This is a genomic window from Dickeya sp. NCPPB 3274, assembly GCF_000406205.1.
Lineage (GTDB): Bacteria > Pseudomonadota > Gammaproteobacteria > Enterobacterales > Enterobacteriaceae > Dickeya > Dickeya fangzhongdai.
Map to the genome: position 1 here is coordinate 16,459 of NZ_AOOH01000057.1, position 14,617 is coordinate 31,075.

Here is a 14,617-nt window from a genome sequence, read left to right on the forward strand (position 1 = left end):
ACTAGCATAACGATAACACAGGTAGGGTTTGAAGACACCATTATAATGTGTCATGCTATTATGATGCTTTCATAAGGTGATTAGGTATGGGAAATAATCAAAATTTCGTTCAAAAGAGAGAAAAGGAAAAAATATTGAATTTGCTGCTTCTTTTCTCCAGGTCACGGGAGGAAGTAGCTTATAAAACAGCGGACGCACTTGTTGGGAGTCGGCCCAATAAGGATGACCCGACGTTGAACGTACAGATATTCAGGAGTAGAAGAAGGATAGATAAAATAGAGAAATCTATAAAAAGAATCCTTCCTTTCTTTACTGGGCTATATGCTAAAGAGAATGGCGAGCATAAAGATAAAGCCCCTAATCCAGTAATAATATCTTCTAATAACGAGAATATTATTGCGGGATATATATTCATGGATTGCATAACGGGGGAGTCTGTAGGGTTTCGTTCCCATGAGTTCTATATACTTGATGAATCGGGGTATAAGAAGATAGATATATTCGGAGGTGTTGGTGAAAATTAACACGGAAGAAATATTCGATTTCATGGGGAAATCGAAAAATAGAAAACAATGGTTTAACTCACTAAGTTCTGAACTAATAGAATCAATAATAAATGAAGCAGTAAAAATCCTGGATGACGTCAGAGAGAGGGAGAAAAAACAAGAGGAAGACAAGCAACGACGAATGAAGATAATAAAAGAAACAGCAAGTGTATTGGTCCAGGAAGGGCTGACGGTTGACGACTTAAAACGTGAAATGACGCCAAGAAAGTCACCGACGATTGAACCACGTCAGTATCAGATCGGTGACAAAATCATATCGTATGCCGGTGCAGGGCGTATGAACAAAGAATTACGGCGGATTGTGGAAACCCAAGGGCCAGATTCGCTAGAGAAATACCGCATCAAGTAAATCCCTCCAGGCTGGTGAATAAGTTTATGTCCGGGTCACGTTGATGACCCGGATTGTCCTACTCCAGAAGAAGACGACGGGCAGCATCCCGCCCTTCACCCGACGCCGAAAACGTTACCGTGGCATGAAGCCCGACATCGAGCATCAGGATCTTGGTATACACCTCCGTGCTTGCCGGGCACCGGTGCCCCATATACCCCTGCAAAAATTTTGGGTGGACCCCGTTGAACAGCAGGTGCATGGCGAACGAGTGACGAAAGGTTTTCGGCGTCACCGGTATTGTAAAGGTGACGCCGTCACGTCTGGCCCGCTGCATTGCCCGCTGAAGCCAGCGGCCGATCGTATCATCTGACTCCGGCCACAGCCGTTTGCTTTTCCCCGCCGCAAATGTCGCCACAAACTGGCGTAACCGTGTGACAAAATCCTGATCCATGAGGGGCAGCAGGCGATTAACCGGTTCACTGGCTTTCGGTCTGCCCCGGCCCCGGTGCCGCTGTTTTAATGTGCGAAGGACGATGAACGGGTGAGTCGCCGGTGCGCCGTCTTCATCTGTGATGACGATATTTTCCGGTGTGAGGGCCAGCGCCTCATTCGGGCGCGCTCCGGTGTTCCACAGCAACTCAAAGAAGGTCAGTTGCCGCAAATCGTCAATATAGCCCAGGAGAACGGTGACTTCGGGAGCCAGCAGGTACGCCGGATAAACGCCGAGGAGCAGCGCTTTTCTGCGCATCGCCACGGCCACCGAAAAATCCACCGGCAACGTGGGGTAATGTCCGCCGCTGATCAGCGTTGGCAGGGGCGGACTCATTTTGGGCAAATCTGGCACATTGTCCCCCTGATCGTTCCTCAGATTTCACGTAGCACGTTCATTCTGGTTTTGTGCATGCACAACAGTTTACCGGTACGGGCCACAAACGTCGTGGTCAAAAAATAATGACCGATCATCGCTTGTGCGGAAGTTTCCTCAGTATAGAGGGTTTTACCGCACACGAAAACGGCCACAGGGATGGACACCCGGCGCACCGGCAGGGCAGAAAACACTACATTTAGTAGCTCTGTCCGCTGAAGAGGGCACTACATATAGGGTTTCGGGGGGCAGGGCGGGGGTGCGGGGCTTTTCCTGTTTTGCCGCAAAAACGTGAAATGAGATAACCTGGCTGGAGAACTGGCCGCTTGCGGCCAGGAAGCGGCGTAACACTTACCCGAACAGGGTGGGATCACGAAACCACACATAGGGAGTGGCATAGTTGCCGTTGTCGATAGAGGCAAACATTTCTGACAGCATACCGGATGCCTGTTGGTGAGACAGTGTCCCTTTAACGATGGCTTCAATAAAGCGCCGGTTAAAAGATGGCATCAGCGCATGATCTTGCTCGCTGAGAATCGGTGTTCGCATAGGGAACTCCTCATGTTTAACACACGGATGGAAAGAAGATGAGGTATAGCTGTTTGAATTCGGAGGTCTGTGTAAAAGCACAGAATGCCGATAATGAATTTTATGAGGGGAATATGAATTGTTTCTTAACGTCTACAGCATACGTGTTAAGCCATGCTGGATCAACTGGAGAACTGGCAGGGTGTTTCCGCACAGGGCTTAATCACGTATTATCAAAACCGCACATTGTAATGACAGTCACTAACTATGGAATGAGATAACCACTCTTATTTTGGTTGGATCACCCAATTGTTTTAGAATATCCAAATCATCGAAGAATTTTGACCCTATATAGTCTTTAATGGTAATTAATTCTCCGGCCCCTTCTGGAACGGTATCACCGTAAATTGAATCACTCCTTCTATTTTCAAACGCAATGTTATAGTTATAGTTTAATAGCTCACTAAGCAGAAACCATGTAGCTGAATGACTACCATAATGGTCCGGCCAGGGTTCCCAGTCGAAGGAGTTAAAAACATCTCCAAAATCTGGCTTTTCTACAATCGTGACGCATATTTTCAGCGGTGCGGGTGAGTACCGTTTTTACCGCCCCATGAAGGCCAAGGCGAAGCCGATAAAGGAAAGCCCCTTTTGGGGCTGTTTTTCGGCCGGTGGCGAAACTATGCAGGCCGACGCAATTCATTGACAGCAAACTGCAAGTTGTTATAGCAAAGGTAAAACAGCACAGAGAACACGATGCCGAGAGTCAACATTGCTCCCCATTCATGCCATGTGCTTCCTTCGTAAAGAAGAACACCGAACATTGCGAGTCCAAACACCGAAAGCGCGGCTGATAACATTCCCGCGAATGCAAACATCGCTATGTGAATGAGGCAGAGCACGGTCATAACGTTCGTTTCTTTCATCAGAGTTTGTTTCCCCACAACGTTACATATGAGTTATCCGGGCGCTTCAGTAACGCTGACTCGTTTGGGTGTTTTTCACTGCGCTCCACGGTCCAGTGTTCTGACTTTATGGCCGCATCGCGGGAGACAATAATGACTGGTATGGTCTTATCGTTCGGTTCAATGATGATGCATCCCGATGCATTAGGGACAGATCCTGGACAATCATTGAATCCGCTGACTAAGCCTAACTGCCCGTGGTCGTTTATTTCTAACCGGGGCGATATTACGATAGTGGGCGGCTTATAATTGGAATTATTCATGGTGTCTGTCATGGTTGTTTTGACCTGGTCACAACCCGTGAGAATAAATCCTGCCGTCAGGAGAAAAAGATACTCTTTCAATTATTACCTCTCTAACTGTGTTTCAGTTAAGTTAAGTGCTGACGTTCGCGGCCAGTAATGTTTGGGTTTTGCCTTATCCGTTTTTCCAGGAACAGAAACAATGTATGATTGCTCCTTCCTCGGAAGACTTCCGGCTCCGGGAGGAAGTAGAGAGGCATGAGAAGTAAGAACCGGGGCGATACCGGCAGGAATAACTGCCACGATGGTTCCTTCTTTTCTTTTATAAGAGCCATTGGCCTGACTCTCCCAAAAAACAGCATCACCAATATCAAAAGTCATGATGTTCATCAATAATACCTATTTTTTTCTGGTATTCACCACAATAAATAAAATTATCTTTTCCCTGAAAATGCGGCGAGCACACCAAATATCGCTGCCGTAAAGAATATTAATACAAAACAAGATAATAAAATTTCTGTCGGATCATTGAGGTTTATTGATCCAATTGCATCAGCAAGCGTTCCCTCTTTCCCTCTTAAAAGGAAGTGGAGTACACATGATGAAGCAACTAAACTTAACAACCCAAAAAAGAAAAGACTTATTTTCATTTTGATAACCTATCGTTAATTGTATTTGAAATACTATTCTTCAGTTCTGGAAATACATCGAATGCCTCTTGCCATTCTCCTTCGTAAGGATGAACACCGAAAGCGTGGCTGATAACACTTTCATCAGAGTTTATTTCCCCACAACGTTTCATATGAGTTATCCGGGCGTTTCAGTAACACTGACTCGACTCGTTTGGGTGTTTTTCACTGCGCTCCACGGTCTTTCATTTTATTTACCTAATATCACAATGAGCTGCTTCCGTTCGTACCGGATGTTTGTAACCATCAACATCATTTAACTTATCTTCATGAAAAATTTCTACTGGTCTAAGTATCCCATCCTTGTCATAATTATAAGCGTAACTATTAATGCAGATATCCCACGATAGTGTCGCCTCATATTGTCCTTTCTCCGATACTTTTGATGTGTAATACTCAATCACCCCATAGAACGCATAGATTGCAGGAGGTCCAAAGATCATCATAAACAGAACCCATCTGTTGTTATTGGATTTCGAATTTTTGTTCTTCATATTCTCTCCACGTTAAAATCACAAAAATGGAAGGTAATTACTTGATTCATCGATAAATTCCTGAAAGAGAGAAACGCCATTTATGGGGCGGCAGCATCGAGGATTTTTGAAACTACATTAAACATCTTGTAACCATCATCATCTTGATAGCCAAAAGTATTAACAAATGTAGAGAAAGTAATCCCCTCATTTGTTTCTCTAGACCAAATAAGGAAAGAAAGTGCAGTTTCAATAGATTTTAATTGAAATGCTTCCTGTTCTTCAATTTCTTTTTTGTTTTTCCTGATCTTAAGAATCACATTTTTCTCATCAGGAGAGAGAGAGTCAAAATTCATTTTTATCTCTTCATCGATAGTCAATTAATTGCATTTGAAATACTATTCTTCAGTTCTGGAAATACATTGAATGCCTCTTGCCATTCTTCACTGCTCCACTTGGCAATAATAGACAATGCATGGGGGACACTCAACGATATTTCATCAACTTTCTGCATAGTAACCGGTTCGTTGTACTGACGGAACATCTCCCACCCCCAGCAGAAAAAGCCGAGTAACTTCAACTCTTCACCTGGACCTAGATCAGTCCAGCGAGATTCCCCTATACGTCGCTTTACTTCATTCCACGCCAGTTCACAACATTCATCTTCAGTTAACATAGTTACCTCTCTATTATTCGAAAAAAGACGGCCCATTAGGAGAATTGGTGACGGTGAATGAATAGCCGAAGTCGTCATCCTCCACCATACCGTTAGTCTCTCCATTTTTAAGGCGCATAGTTACCGCTTCAAGCTGAGCAATAATAGCATCACGAGAACTATGACGTGTTCCCTGAAGCCTGATCTCAATTTGTTGTAAAGGGTAAGCATTCTTTACCCACTCAGCATTTACCTTTTGAGATTCATTGGTTGGAGGTGGGGGAGAGGTTTTTTTATCTTCAATTTTTCCTTCTTTCATTATATTTCTAAGGTTTTCCTTATACATGTAAACAGCGATATAAATAGCGATAAAAGTAGGGATAAAGGTGGTAAGCATGATGCTGATTAAGCTATCATGCCAGACAATACGAACAACACCATTTATAACTGAAACCGCACCCAAAATAATCAAAAAATTTATGATGGTCGTAAATAAACCTGCCCGTGTTTTTTTTACCGCTTCGGTGTTTGGTTTTTGCATTTTTTCTTCCTCTAATATGCATTGGCGAATTCGGTTAGAAGCGTTTTTTGTTTTTGATTTCTTTTGTTTTTTCTTCTTTTATTATTTTCTCAAGGTTATTCTTATACAGAAACATTGTAATTATGACCAAGATAATAATAGGGATTGCTATAGGGTATATAGTATATAAAATAGTATCTCTGTATATATAAGAAACAAGCAAAAGAACAAGAGTGATGAAAAGAAAAATGAGAATCTTAAATAAATCCAGCATTGTTTTCTTTACTGCGTTTTTATTTAGTTTTTGCATTTTTTCTTCCTCTGATATGCATTGTCGAATTCGGTTAGAAGCGTTTTTTGTTTTTGATTTCTTCTTCTGCTTCTTCTTCTTTTACTTCCTTAAGGTTGCGCTCATACAGAAAATTTATAAAAACAACAAAGACAAAAATAGGAATTACTATAGGAGCTATTTTATATAAAATAATATCACCGTACATAAAACAAACAAGCGCAATAGCAAAAAAAGTGAAAATGATAATAAGAATATAAAATAAATCCAGCATGGTTTTCTTTACTGCTTTTTTGTTTGGTTTTTGCATTTTTTCCTTCCTCTAATATGCATTGACGAATTCAGTTAGAAGTGTTTTTTTTTGATTTTTCTTCTTCTTTTTCTACTTTATCAGGGTTGCGATCATACATGAAGAATATAATAAAAATAAATATATAACCGGGTATTGCTATAGGAAGGATTTTATATAAATTAGTATCCTTGTACAGATAAGAAACAAGGAAAAGGACAAAAGTAATGAAAAGAAAAATGAGAATCTTAAATAAATCCAGCATGGTTTTCTTTACTGCTTTTTTATTTGGTTTTTTCATTTTATTTTACCGTCGATATCCTTAAACTCAGTTGAGAAGAACTGCATCACACGCTGTTTTATCATACCTTTTGTCATGTTTTCCCAACGGCTGACCGTCTTTTCAGTTGACCACGAGGGGTTATCAATCGAATCTTGTACTATTTCCGGTGTAAATGTCTCCAGCAATAAAAGGAACTGCTGGGCTGACTCGATATTACCATCGTGTTTTGATAATAATTCTGAAACGAAATGCCTTGCTTCCACTTCAAAAAAAGTCTCTTCCGGGAAGAGTGCATCACCTAATTTTGAGTGATGCATTTTAAAATGTTTAATTATGGTATGATGATTGTTCATTTGCTTTTCCTCATTGGATTATGCTGATTTTAGCAGTGTTTTTTTTATTAATATCGTTAAATTCCATGCCAGGATGATGACCGAGAGTGAACAAAGCAAAAGTGGTACGACCTCTATAAATAGCTTTATCATTGATTCCATATATAACTTTAAATGGCTGATTAAGTCAGCTGGCCTAAATTCAGACGGTTCACTAAAAAGAGAAACAGCTCCTATTTGTAAGGGGATAAGAACAATACCAATAATTGTTAATTTGAGAGGGTCTCGAATAAATTCTTTATCAAACTTTAAGCCCAGGCAGAGTAAGTAAGAAAAAAAAAGCATTCCTATATCTGCACTGGCAACTTTAAGGGCTAAAGGTGGCAATTCACGAAGGCCGTCAATATAAATAACAAGTGCTGACCCAGTGCCAGCAGCCAGACCCGGCAAAAGAAAAAAGAAAAGCAAAATGGCGCTTGCAGTCAATAGTATCTCTGGTAGTTTTTTCATATCGCATTTATTCCTGCTCTAATATTTAGATTTCATTGGAAGACCGTTAGCTGCGTCTATATCTCGCGGTTTTCCCGCCGCAGCTATACGAGACATTTGCCGGAGAGAAACCCCCCAGCGTTGAGCTAGTTCTTCGAAAGACCAACCTTTACTATTAGCAATAGCTTGTAATTGCGTGATAGGTTTATTTTTACTAGTCATATTTGTCTAGTATACACTCCGTGGTTACCCTGTCAAATATGTCTAGTTTACAAGACCGGGGTGGTTTGTAGAAGCATGAAGTATATGTAATAAAAATTTGTGCATGCACAAAAAGTGTTTGAGTTAAATAGCAGAAACATAAAGCCATAAGGTAATTTTCCCACCTATGGAAAAGTGCTGGACACAACACGAGGAATGCACTAGAGTACACCAAAGTATACGGGGGTGTGATGAAAAAGGTATCATTCAAAGAAAGGCTTATTCAGGCCAGAATAAATAAAGGCTTCAGCCAGACTCAACTGGCAAAGGAAGCATCGATAGCTAAAACTCAGTTATCACGCTATGAAACAGGAAAGGTTATTCCTAAGTTCCAGGCTGTAAAAAAGCTCGCAGACGCACTGGGGGTGCGTTATTCATGGCTGAGTGGAGAAGAACCTTTATTTGACGATAAATTACGTGAATCCACTGACTTGAGAAGCTCGGAAACTGAGAACTTGAGTGAATCTCAGTACAGATTTTATTTATTAGTATCGAATTACCCACAAATATTTAAACTGTGGGATTGGTCAATACGAGAAATAAATAAAGAAAGATATGAAAATTCTCTTTCCTATATGAGCAGTGGTGATGCCACCTTAGCGCGTTTTTTTTATAGTGTATGGGATGGGAGTAATAAGGAGTTTGATATTACCGCAGCGGCAACGCTAGATAGAAAAGATCGTCAATTAATTGCCAGCTGGCTAGTTAATCCATTCTGGCCGTAGAAGGAAATAAATATGTCTCACCCTGTAGATATTGTATATAAATCTTTAACAAAAATACTTTCACCCTATATGACCCCGGCGAAAACTGTAAAAGGGAAATGTTCGAGCTGTGGAAGACCAGCACGTGATTTTTCTTTTTTAGGATATGAGTCGAAAAATAGCTACAGACAGGATGTAATGCACTGTACTGCTTGTGAAAGTTTCTTTGTCTCAGCACCTGAAATTATGGGGGTGGAGAATCCTAAAAAACCAAATACCGGACAGAAATTCGGCATGTGGTCAGGTGTTGGTGCATTAATCAATGTGAATGAATGTAGTTCAGTCTTGTTAGCACCTCCCGGCGTTGTCGAAAAATTGCCATCAGAATTTTTTGATATGATAAAGGTTGTTACCGCAACAAGCGGCCAGCATCTTGAGTATCTTTTTAAAGCAGATCTGGAATATCCAATAATCTACATCAGAGATTTTGGAAGGAAGACCTATGAGCTGGTTCGATCCATTCGTATCAGTCATAGTGAAAATGCAATATACGCCTGTCAAGACGTATTGATGACCCCACAGAACGAGGTTTCATTCGTTATAGATTTGGGAAAGGCAAAAGCGCTACATGAAGAAATGAAAGCGTTTGGGAAAAAGGAAACAGACGCTTTCATTCGAACAGTATCGCTCCTCGCATCGGGTAAAATAACTCCACTGGAGGCGTCAACAGAATTTAAAAAACACAACGTGACATCACTGGTGAAATTGTTACCCGCTGATCCTCACCAACGGATTAATTTACTTAATTTATTGAGAAAGGTCTGATATGATTTATTACGATAATGCTCTTCGTTTGCGATTGCCGCATAATGAGATATATCGAATTCACCAAAACTTAGATTTCTTTATCCAGGAAAAATTAAATATAAAAACACCTTATTCATTTAAGTCTACACCTGGAACGGCTAACGACACCCTGATTTTGATAAGGACGGCTCAGAGTCTGTCTTTACCCGGTGAAGTAAAAAAAAGTATAAATATATCTGAAGGCGATGAGCTTGAATTTATTTCCACAATGGCAGTGGTAAAACGAGAAAATCAGGGTGAACGAAAAAGGGAAGTGCAGCCCACACCTGAAGAGCTTGATCATTACGTTCAGGGAAGAATAGAGAGATCTGGATTTTCCGTTCATTTTTTGAATGTATCTAAATCTGAAATTTATTCAATAAAAAAACCGGGGACAAAAATTTTAATCCCGGCCTCAATCGTAAAAAGCAGATGCAAGGTCAATTCGGTAGAGTTGGCTGAAAATTCAATAGTCTATGGTATCGGGCGTAAAAGAGTTTTTGGATTTGGTTTTTTAAGTGTTATGGACTAATTTTATGAATATAAATGATCTTTTCAAAAGTTTGAACCTAACAATACGCCCGGTGCAGCAAGACTATATCAGTGCTGTATATATTGGGCTGGGAGTAAAGAACAAGATTGCGTTGCTGGGTGCAGATACAGGTGTGGGCAAAACAGTAGGATATCTATTATCTGCATTAAGAATAGTAGAAAAAAATCCTAATGCTAAGTTCGTAGTAGCAACAAGCACTCATGCTCTAATGAACCAGATTATGTCAAGTGATAGGGCAATCATCGAGAGATTAGGCGAACTGATGGGATTAAATAACGTCACCTTCAGTCGGCTGATGGGAAAAACAAACTATATAGATCCATCAAAGGTTAGGGATGTTATCCAAAATTATCCTGATAGTCTTTTAGACGAAATGACTATTTTGAAAAAACTGGAGCATTGGAAAGGTTCGCTCATTGAATTTGAAGAAGAATATGGAGAGCTTCCTACCGGCGTTAAGCCTGAAATGGTAACATATTCATTGTGGGATAAAGTAGATAGTATCAAGGAGAAGCAGGCTACCGCCCTCCAATCCAGATTTATTATAACAACCCATGCTATGGTGATTATTGATCATTTTTGTAAGGGGGGGGTTTTTGATAACAAAAAAAATCTATTTCTCATTGTTGATGAAGCCGATATGTTTGTTGATATGTTGGAATTATGGCAACATAGAAGACTAAACATAAGGGAGGTAATTAATTATCTGAGTGAAAATATAGGTGTGCTGGGCACCAATGGTCTATCTATTATTTCAGAAAGAATCAAAAAGGTGGCTGGCGATCTTCATTTCTTATCTGGCCGGGAAGCCATTGAAATATACAACGATGCTATACAAGAATTAATAAAAACAGGTTCACTGATAAAAGATAAAGAGATCAAAGAATCTTTCATGTCATCATTGTTTAGCTGGATTACATCCCCAGCATTCCAGGGAAATATTGGTATCGGTGTATCAAAAATCAGGCGTGAAGCTGCTTTAATAAACATCAACCCATTTGTGGGAAGAAATGTTGGTGAATATATAACAACATGGGAAAGCGTGCTGATGACATCAGCCACACTTCATGTAACTAATGATCCAGCTAAAGGGATGGAGTGGATAACAAAATCTTTAGGGCTTGACGATGATGCTATTTCTATAAAAGATATATTTAGCCCGGAAATTTATGGTGAAATGAAGCTGACTATAGCAGGTTCAAAATTCCCTGCTATTTTCAAAAATCCCCAGGAACAAATAATTTCGGGTGAATGGTTAAGTGGTGTTGAAGAGCAGGTTAAAAAAATCGACGGGCCTGTGGTTGTGCTTACTGCAAGCCATAATGAAAGTCGTGAAATAGGTAAGAGGCTTATAGATGTTGACAAGCCTGTTTATGTCCAAAAAACAGGACAGCCGCTTTCTGAAGTTGTCCATTTATTTCAGTCGAATCCTGGGGTATTAATCTCAGCAACTGCATCGGTTGGATTAAGCCTGCGGAATTCAAATGGGGAACAGATTTTCCATGATTTGGTGATAACAAGAATGAAATTTGCACCGCCGAACCAGGAGGCAGCCAATGGTTATCATCAATATCTGAAGCAACAGGGGATTAATTCAAGCATACAGTCAATCCTGAGAAAAAGATATGTAATACAATTACAGAAGGTAATAAGAACAGGAAAACAGGCTATTGGCAGGGGGATTAGAAGTGAAAAAGATTTTGTAAGAGTTTTTATTTTTGACCCTCGATTCCCCGAGCCAAAAGATATATCATCAAAGTATCGTGCTTTGGTGAACATAATCCCTGTCAGATTCGAGAACGCTTATAGAGAGTGTAATATAATTGCACCGCAAGAAATAATAGAGGATATAGTATGTTAAACTTCCATCCTTACCGAGTGATAATGAAAGGAATATCACCCGTTGTGATAAGCGGACTTGCCCCGTCTCTTGACGGGATATTATACGAATCATTATCTCAAGTCTTGAGTACGTCTAAACATGAAGAGATTATATCAAAGTTAAAAATGATACTGTCGTTCAACCAGGAGTTGAACGTATTTCATGCATCATCACTAATCTTCGGCTTTACAGCTGAAGTTGGCATTAGTGCATCAACGAGTGTCAGGTGTGATAATTTAAACGATGAAAAATTAAACTCGTCTATGTTTATTCCAAATAGCAGAGGAGGGCGGTTTAGCCGAGTTTTATTAACTGGTGGTCCTACAAAGAAAAGATTAACCTCAAGACCAGCGTATTCGGCACCTTTTTTTGTCTTTGATTTTATGGGGGATAAAAATGCCGTTTTAAAACTAGTAACAATGACCCACGTTGGTGTTGGGTATGATTTTTTCACTGCGGCAAACGGGCAGTTTACCGATGTGAGTATAATTCCACTAAAAGAAGATTTAAGTATAAGTAATAATGGGTTCGCTAATCGCCCAGTACCTGAATTATCAGGGTTTAAAGGATTAAAAGGCGAGTCACCATTAACACCCCCATACTATGGAAATAAAACTAACGTGGTTCATCCAGAACCAGTTAGGGCACAATTAATCACCGATTTACTATAAGGGCTGAGAAGAAATGAAAACTAGAACTATCAATTTTAATGGAACAATAACTACGTTAGAACCATTAACAGTGACGATGAAAGGTGCAGTTACAAGCATGGGGCATCGATTGCCACGCAATGGTGGTTTTAATGCTGAACCGTATTTCCCTGGCACGAGCATCCGTGGTGCGTTACGCCACGCAGCCCACCTCGTTGTGGTTGATTACATGACGGCTAAAAATGGCAATATTCCATTTGACCTTGCCGATCACTTTATGCTGGCCCAAGGAGTTGACATTACCGGAGATGTTGAGGAGATCGCATCAGGAGAGATTGATGCTGGGTATAAAATCAGAGAGGTTAACCCAATGGTTAGCCTCTTTGGTCGCTGGGGACTCAGTGGTAAGGTGGGGATCGGCAATGCAGTACCTACAAGCGGAGAACAGTGGGGAATGTTTGGCGGAGGTGCCCGGACAATTATGTTTGAACGAAATGAATCGTTAATTGATATTTTAGAACCAGAGCAGGTCGAACGGTTGGATAATATCATTAAAGAACAATCGGAGGCATCGATAGATATACAGGCTATAAAAGCTGAGCAGTCTTCACTGAAGAAACTATTAAGAGAGGCAGATAAGGAAAGAGGTGAATTAATTCGCAAGGAAATAAATGAACTCGATGCGAAGATAAAAATGCGCAAAGAGGAAAAAAGTGAAGCTAGAGAGAGTATTCGTAGGCCAATAGACCCCTATGAAGCATTTGTGGCAGGCGCAGAATTAAGTCACAGAATGGTAATAAAAAGCGCTACAAATATCGAAGTCGGGTTATTTCTGGCAACCCTGATAAGATTTGCATCCAATCCTCGATTGGGAGGGCATGCTAATCATAACTGCGGATTAGTTAAGGCAAACTGGCAGATAACAACCTGGAATCCAGGTGATATGGAACCAATATCCCTTGGAGAGATATCAATCACCCCTGAAGGTGTTAGTATCAGCGGAGCAGAGTTAACGGAAATGGTGAGTAGCTTCAAAGGGGCCGAAAACCTGGATTTCCAGCGCTATTAAGTCGGTGAAAAAATACAGTCAAGAATGGCTTTTTAAAATCAATAGGTTACATTTAGAGTGTTTCCCCCGCGAGCGGGGGTTATCGGTGCAACGCTCTGATATAATCCCAGACAACGATGTGTTTCCCCCGCGAGCGGGGGTTATCGGATAGAAAATAAATTTGGCAAAAACTCTGATGAGTGTTTCCCCCGCGAGCGGGGGTTATCGGTTGAAGGCTGCCGGGGTTACCTCCCGTTTCCAGTGTTTCCCCCGCGAGCGGGGGTTATCGGCACAGTGACACAGAACAACGTTGAACGATGGCGTGTTTCCCCCGCGAGCGGGGGTTATCGGCAGTGGGAGTTAGCCAGAGTCAGCGACCGCAAGTATTTCCCCCGCGAGAGGGGGTTATCGGGACAACGGCATAACGGCTCAACATCCCCAGAAGTGTTTACCCCGCTAGAGGGGGTTATCGGGCTGCGACACAACACATAGGGCGAGTACACCAGTGTTTCCCCCGCGGGCGGGGGGTTATCGGCAGATCTATTTTCCGGTGGGTGACGGCGAATAGTTTTTCCCCTGCGAGTTGGGGGTTATCGGGAATATGCAATACTTTCGCGTCTCTGCGTTAAGTGTTTCCCCCGCGAGCGGGGGTTATCGGCGTCGTGCAACAGTCTATCAGCTCGCAGTCTGGTGTTTCCCCCGCGAGCGGGGTTATCGACAGATAGCGCGATAGAGCGTTCTCATCGTCCGGTGTTTCCCCCGCGAGCGGGGGTTATCGGAGATGGTGCGCCTTGTAATGGGTCTCGATCTCGAGTTTCCCCCGCGAATGGGGTTTTCGGGGGCAGTGTATCAATCAACCGTATCTAGGTTGGTGTTTCCCCCTGAGCGGGGTATTGGGATGGCAACTCCCCCATTTAGGGGGTTATTGGAAAACATCTCTTGCTGTCTCTAAACGACGGGAACGGTCAAATGTTTCCCCTGTGAGTGGGGGTTGTCGGTGAGAAGGATACTGAGGAATATGCATGGCATAAGTTGTGATGGTTTGCCGTCATTCCCCTATTGGGGAACACACGGGAACCATAAATACAGCTTTATTGCGTTTGCTTTTAGTTGTCCTTTTTTGATTAAAAGCGTACTTTTATTGAACAGTTGGCGAT

Annotated in this window: 22 protein-coding genes and 1 CRISPR repeat array; of the genes, 8 read left to right on the top strand and 14 right to left on the bottom strand. The window is 41.5% G+C overall.

All coding sequences use genetic code 11. The features are described from left to right. Positions 1-86 precede the first annotated feature (86 nt). Entirely contained in the window at positions 87-524 is a 438-nt protein-coding gene (locus DXX3274_RS00225) for a hypothetical protein (RefSeq protein WP_042857907.1), read from the top strand. After that, positions 514-915 (top strand): hypothetical protein, encoded by a 402-nt coding sequence (locus DXX3274_RS00230; RefSeq protein ID WP_042857908.1) that lies wholly within the window; start codon positions 514-516, stop codon positions 913-915. The genes DXX3274_RS00225 and DXX3274_RS00230 overlap by 11 nt, the downstream gene beginning before the upstream one ends. 58 nt (positions 916-973) lie before the next feature. On the opposite strand, the gene DXX3274_RS00235 is transcribed toward DXX3274_RS00230, so the two are convergent. From DXX3274_RS00235 to DXX3274_RS00290, 14 genes are all read right to left on the bottom strand, one after another. Beyond that, the gene (locus tag DXX3274_RS00235; RefSeq protein ID WP_193747019.1) at positions 974-1,657 is read right to left on the bottom strand and encodes a tyrosine-type recombinase/integrase; all 684 of its coding nucleotides are present in this window, start codon (positions 1,655-1,657) and stop codon (positions 974-976) included. Between the two features lie 456 nt (positions 1,658-2,113). Further along, complete coding sequence (locus DXX3274_RS00240; protein ID WP_042857909.1) at positions 2,114-2,311, bottom strand: hypothetical protein; 198 nt, start codon at positions 2,309-2,311, stop codon at positions 2,114-2,116. 659 nt (positions 2,312-2,970) lie between these two features. Then, the gene (locus DXX3274_RS00245; RefSeq protein WP_071603876.1) at positions 2,971-3,216 is read right to left on the bottom strand and encodes a hypothetical protein; all 246 of its coding nucleotides are present in this window, start codon (positions 3,214-3,216) and stop codon (positions 2,971-2,973) included. After that, a complete protein-coding gene (locus DXX3274_RS23540; protein ID WP_071603877.1) occupies positions 3,216-3,599 on the bottom strand; it encodes a hypothetical protein in 384 nt (127 codons plus the stop codon). Before DXX3274_RS23540 ends, DXX3274_RS00245 begins: the two co-directional genes overlap by 1 nt. A gap of 3 nt (positions 3,600-3,602) precedes the next feature. Continuing rightward, positions 3,603-3,887 (bottom strand): hypothetical protein, encoded by a 285-nt coding sequence (locus DXX3274_RS22470; RefSeq protein ID WP_238556028.1) that lies wholly within the window; start codon positions 3,885-3,887, stop codon positions 3,603-3,605. A gap of 493 nt (positions 3,888-4,380) precedes the next feature. Beyond that, positions 4,381-4,680 carry a hypothetical protein gene (locus DXX3274_RS00250; RefSeq protein ID WP_042857912.1) on the bottom strand — a complete coding sequence of 100 codons (300 nt, stop codon included), beginning with the start codon at positions 4,678-4,680 and terminating at the stop codon, positions 4,381-4,383. Positions 4,681-4,760: 80 nt separating this feature from the next. Continuing rightward, positions 4,761-5,015 (bottom strand): hypothetical protein, encoded by a 255-nt coding sequence (locus DXX3274_RS00255; protein ID WP_042857996.1) that lies wholly within the window; start codon positions 5,013-5,015, stop codon positions 4,761-4,763. Positions 5,016-5,035: 20 nt separating this feature from the next. Then, on the bottom strand, positions 5,036-5,335 hold the full coding sequence (locus tag DXX3274_RS00260; protein WP_042857913.1) for a hypothetical protein: 300 nt from the start codon (positions 5,333-5,335) through the stop codon (positions 5,036-5,038). A gap of 13 nt (positions 5,336-5,348) precedes the next feature. Beyond that, a complete protein-coding gene (locus DXX3274_RS22320) occupies positions 5,349-5,855 on the bottom strand; it encodes a hypothetical protein (RefSeq protein WP_050569755.1) in 507 nt (168 codons plus the stop codon). 34 nt (positions 5,856-5,889) lie between these two features. Then, entirely contained in the window at positions 5,890-6,144 is a 255-nt protein-coding gene (locus DXX3274_RS00270) for a hypothetical protein (protein WP_042857914.1), read from the bottom strand. Between the two features lie 34 nt (positions 6,145-6,178). Then, positions 6,179-6,433 (bottom strand): hypothetical protein, encoded by a 255-nt coding sequence (locus DXX3274_RS00275; protein ID WP_042857916.1) that lies wholly within the window; start codon positions 6,431-6,433, stop codon positions 6,179-6,181. A 31-nt stretch (positions 6,434-6,464) separates the two neighbouring features. Next, a complete protein-coding gene (locus DXX3274_RS00280; RefSeq protein ID WP_042857917.1) occupies positions 6,465-6,713 on the bottom strand; it encodes a hypothetical protein in 249 nt (82 codons plus the stop codon). Next, positions 6,710-7,048, bottom strand: a complete 339-nt coding sequence (locus DXX3274_RS00285) for a hypothetical protein (RefSeq protein WP_042857919.1) — start codon at positions 7,046-7,048, stop codon at positions 6,710-6,712. The genes DXX3274_RS00280 and DXX3274_RS00285 overlap by 4 nt, the downstream gene beginning before the upstream one ends. An 18-nt stretch (positions 7,049-7,066) precedes the next feature. Then, entirely contained in the window at positions 7,067-7,537 is a 471-nt protein-coding gene (locus DXX3274_RS00290) for a hypothetical protein (protein WP_042857920.1), read from the bottom strand. Positions 7,538-7,968: 431 nt separating this feature from the next. Here DXX3274_RS00290 and DXX3274_RS22325 point away from each other — a divergent pair, with 431 nt between their 5' ends. From DXX3274_RS22325 to DXX3274_RS00315, 6 genes are read left to right on the top strand one after another with little or no spacing between them, the layout of a single operon-like run. Next, positions 7,969-8,502 (top strand): helix-turn-helix domain-containing protein, encoded by a 534-nt coding sequence (locus DXX3274_RS22325; RefSeq protein ID WP_050569756.1) that lies wholly within the window; start codon positions 7,969-7,971, stop codon positions 8,500-8,502. 12 nt (positions 8,503-8,514) lie between these two features. Further along, entirely contained in the window at positions 8,515-9,306 is a 792-nt protein-coding gene (locus tag DXX3274_RS00300) for a hypothetical protein (RefSeq protein WP_042857922.1), read from the top strand. 1 nt (position 9,307) lies between these two features. Continuing rightward, positions 9,308-9,859: a type I-E CRISPR-associated protein Cas6/Cse3/CasE gene (locus DXX3274_RS00305; RefSeq protein WP_042857923.1), complete on the top strand. Its 552-nt coding sequence runs from the start codon at positions 9,308-9,310 to the stop codon at positions 9,857-9,859. Positions 9,860-9,863: 4 nt separating this feature from the next. Then, the gene (locus DXX3274_RS00310) at positions 9,864-11,741 is read left to right on the top strand and encodes a helicase C-terminal domain-containing protein (protein WP_042857925.1); all 1,878 of its coding nucleotides are present in this window, start codon (positions 9,864-9,866) and stop codon (positions 11,739-11,741) included. Then, positions 11,735-12,433 carry a hypothetical protein gene (locus tag DXX3274_RS22480; RefSeq protein WP_071603879.1) on the top strand — a complete coding sequence of 233 codons (699 nt, stop codon included), beginning with the start codon at positions 11,735-11,737 and terminating at the stop codon, positions 12,431-12,433. Before DXX3274_RS00310 ends, DXX3274_RS22480 begins: the two co-directional genes overlap by 7 nt. A gap of 13 nt (positions 12,434-12,446) precedes the next feature. Beyond that, positions 12,447-13,481 carry an RAMP superfamily CRISPR-associated protein gene (locus DXX3274_RS00315; RefSeq protein ID WP_152495195.1) on the top strand — a complete coding sequence of 345 codons (1,035 nt, stop codon included), beginning with the start codon at positions 12,447-12,449 and terminating at the stop codon, positions 13,479-13,481. A gap of 57 nt (positions 13,482-13,538) precedes the next feature. Continuing rightward, positions 13,539-14,300: a CRISPR direct-repeat array (repeat unit 29 nt; unit sequence GTGTTTCCCCCGCGAGCGGGGGTTATCGG). The last annotated feature ends 317 nt before the right edge of the window (positions 14,301-14,617 follow it).

What these genes read in the sequence shown, in the direction of transcription:
- DXX3274_RS00225 (WP_042857907.1), top strand. Translation starts at nt 87, where the DNA reads ATGGGAAATAATCAAAATTTCGTTCAAAAGAGAGAAAAGGAAAAAATA.
- DXX3274_RS00240 (WP_042857909.1), bottom strand. Translation starts at nt 2,311, where the DNA reads ATGCGAACACCGATTCTCAGCGAGCAAGATCATGCGCTGATGCCATCT.
- DXX3274_RS00245 (WP_071603876.1), bottom strand. Translation starts at nt 3,216, where the DNA reads ATGAAAGAAACGAACGTTATGACCGTGCTCTGCCTCATTCACATAGCG.
- DXX3274_RS22470 (WP_238556028.1), bottom strand. Translation starts at nt 3,887, where the DNA reads ATGAACATCATGACTTTTGATATTGGTGATGCTGTTTTTTGGGAGAGT.
- DXX3274_RS00250 (WP_042857912.1), bottom strand. Translation starts at nt 4,680, where the DNA reads ATGAAGAACAAAAATTCGAAATCCAATAACAACAGATGGGTTCTGTTT.
- DXX3274_RS00255 (WP_042857996.1), bottom strand. Translation starts at nt 5,015, where the DNA reads ATGAATTTTGACTCTCTCTCTCCTGATGAGAAAAATGTGATTCTTAAG.
- DXX3274_RS00260 (WP_042857913.1), bottom strand. Translation starts at nt 5,335, where the DNA reads ATGTTAACTGAAGATGAATGTTGTGAACTGGCGTGGAATGAAGTAAAG.
- DXX3274_RS22320 (WP_050569755.1), bottom strand. Translation starts at nt 5,855, where the DNA reads ATGCAAAAACCAAACACCGAAGCGGTAAAAAAAACACGGGCAGGTTTA.
- DXX3274_RS00270 (WP_042857914.1), bottom strand. Translation starts at nt 6,144, where the DNA reads ATGCAAAAACTAAATAAAAACGCAGTAAAGAAAACAATGCTGGATTTA.
- DXX3274_RS00275 (WP_042857916.1), bottom strand. Translation starts at nt 6,433, where the DNA reads ATGCAAAAACCAAACAAAAAAGCAGTAAAGAAAACCATGCTGGATTTA.
- DXX3274_RS00280 (WP_042857917.1), bottom strand. Translation starts at nt 6,713, where the DNA reads ATGAAAAAACCAAATAAAAAAGCAGTAAAGAAAACCATGCTGGATTTA.
- DXX3274_RS00285 (WP_042857919.1), bottom strand. Translation starts at nt 7,048, where the DNA reads ATGAACAATCATCATACCATAATTAAACATTTTAAAATGCATCACTCA.
- DXX3274_RS00290 (WP_042857920.1), bottom strand. Translation starts at nt 7,537, where the DNA reads ATGAAAAAACTACCAGAGATACTATTGACTGCAAGCGCCATTTTGCTT.
- DXX3274_RS22325 (WP_050569756.1), top strand. Translation starts at nt 7,969, where the DNA reads ATGAAAAAGGTATCATTCAAAGAAAGGCTTATTCAGGCCAGAATAAAT.
- DXX3274_RS00300 (WP_042857922.1), top strand. Translation starts at nt 8,515, where the DNA reads ATGTCTCACCCTGTAGATATTGTATATAAATCTTTAACAAAAATACTT.
- DXX3274_RS00305 (WP_042857923.1), top strand. Translation starts at nt 9,308, where the DNA reads ATGATTTATTACGATAATGCTCTTCGTTTGCGATTGCCGCATAATGAG.
- DXX3274_RS00310 (WP_042857925.1), top strand. Translation starts at nt 9,864, where the DNA reads ATGAATATAAATGATCTTTTCAAAAGTTTGAACCTAACAATACGCCCG.
- DXX3274_RS22480 (WP_071603879.1), top strand. Translation starts at nt 11,735, where the DNA reads ATGTTAAACTTCCATCCTTACCGAGTGATAATGAAAGGAATATCACCC.
- DXX3274_RS00315 (WP_152495195.1), top strand. Translation starts at nt 12,447, where the DNA reads ATGAAAACTAGAACTATCAATTTTAATGGAACAATAACTACGTTAGAA.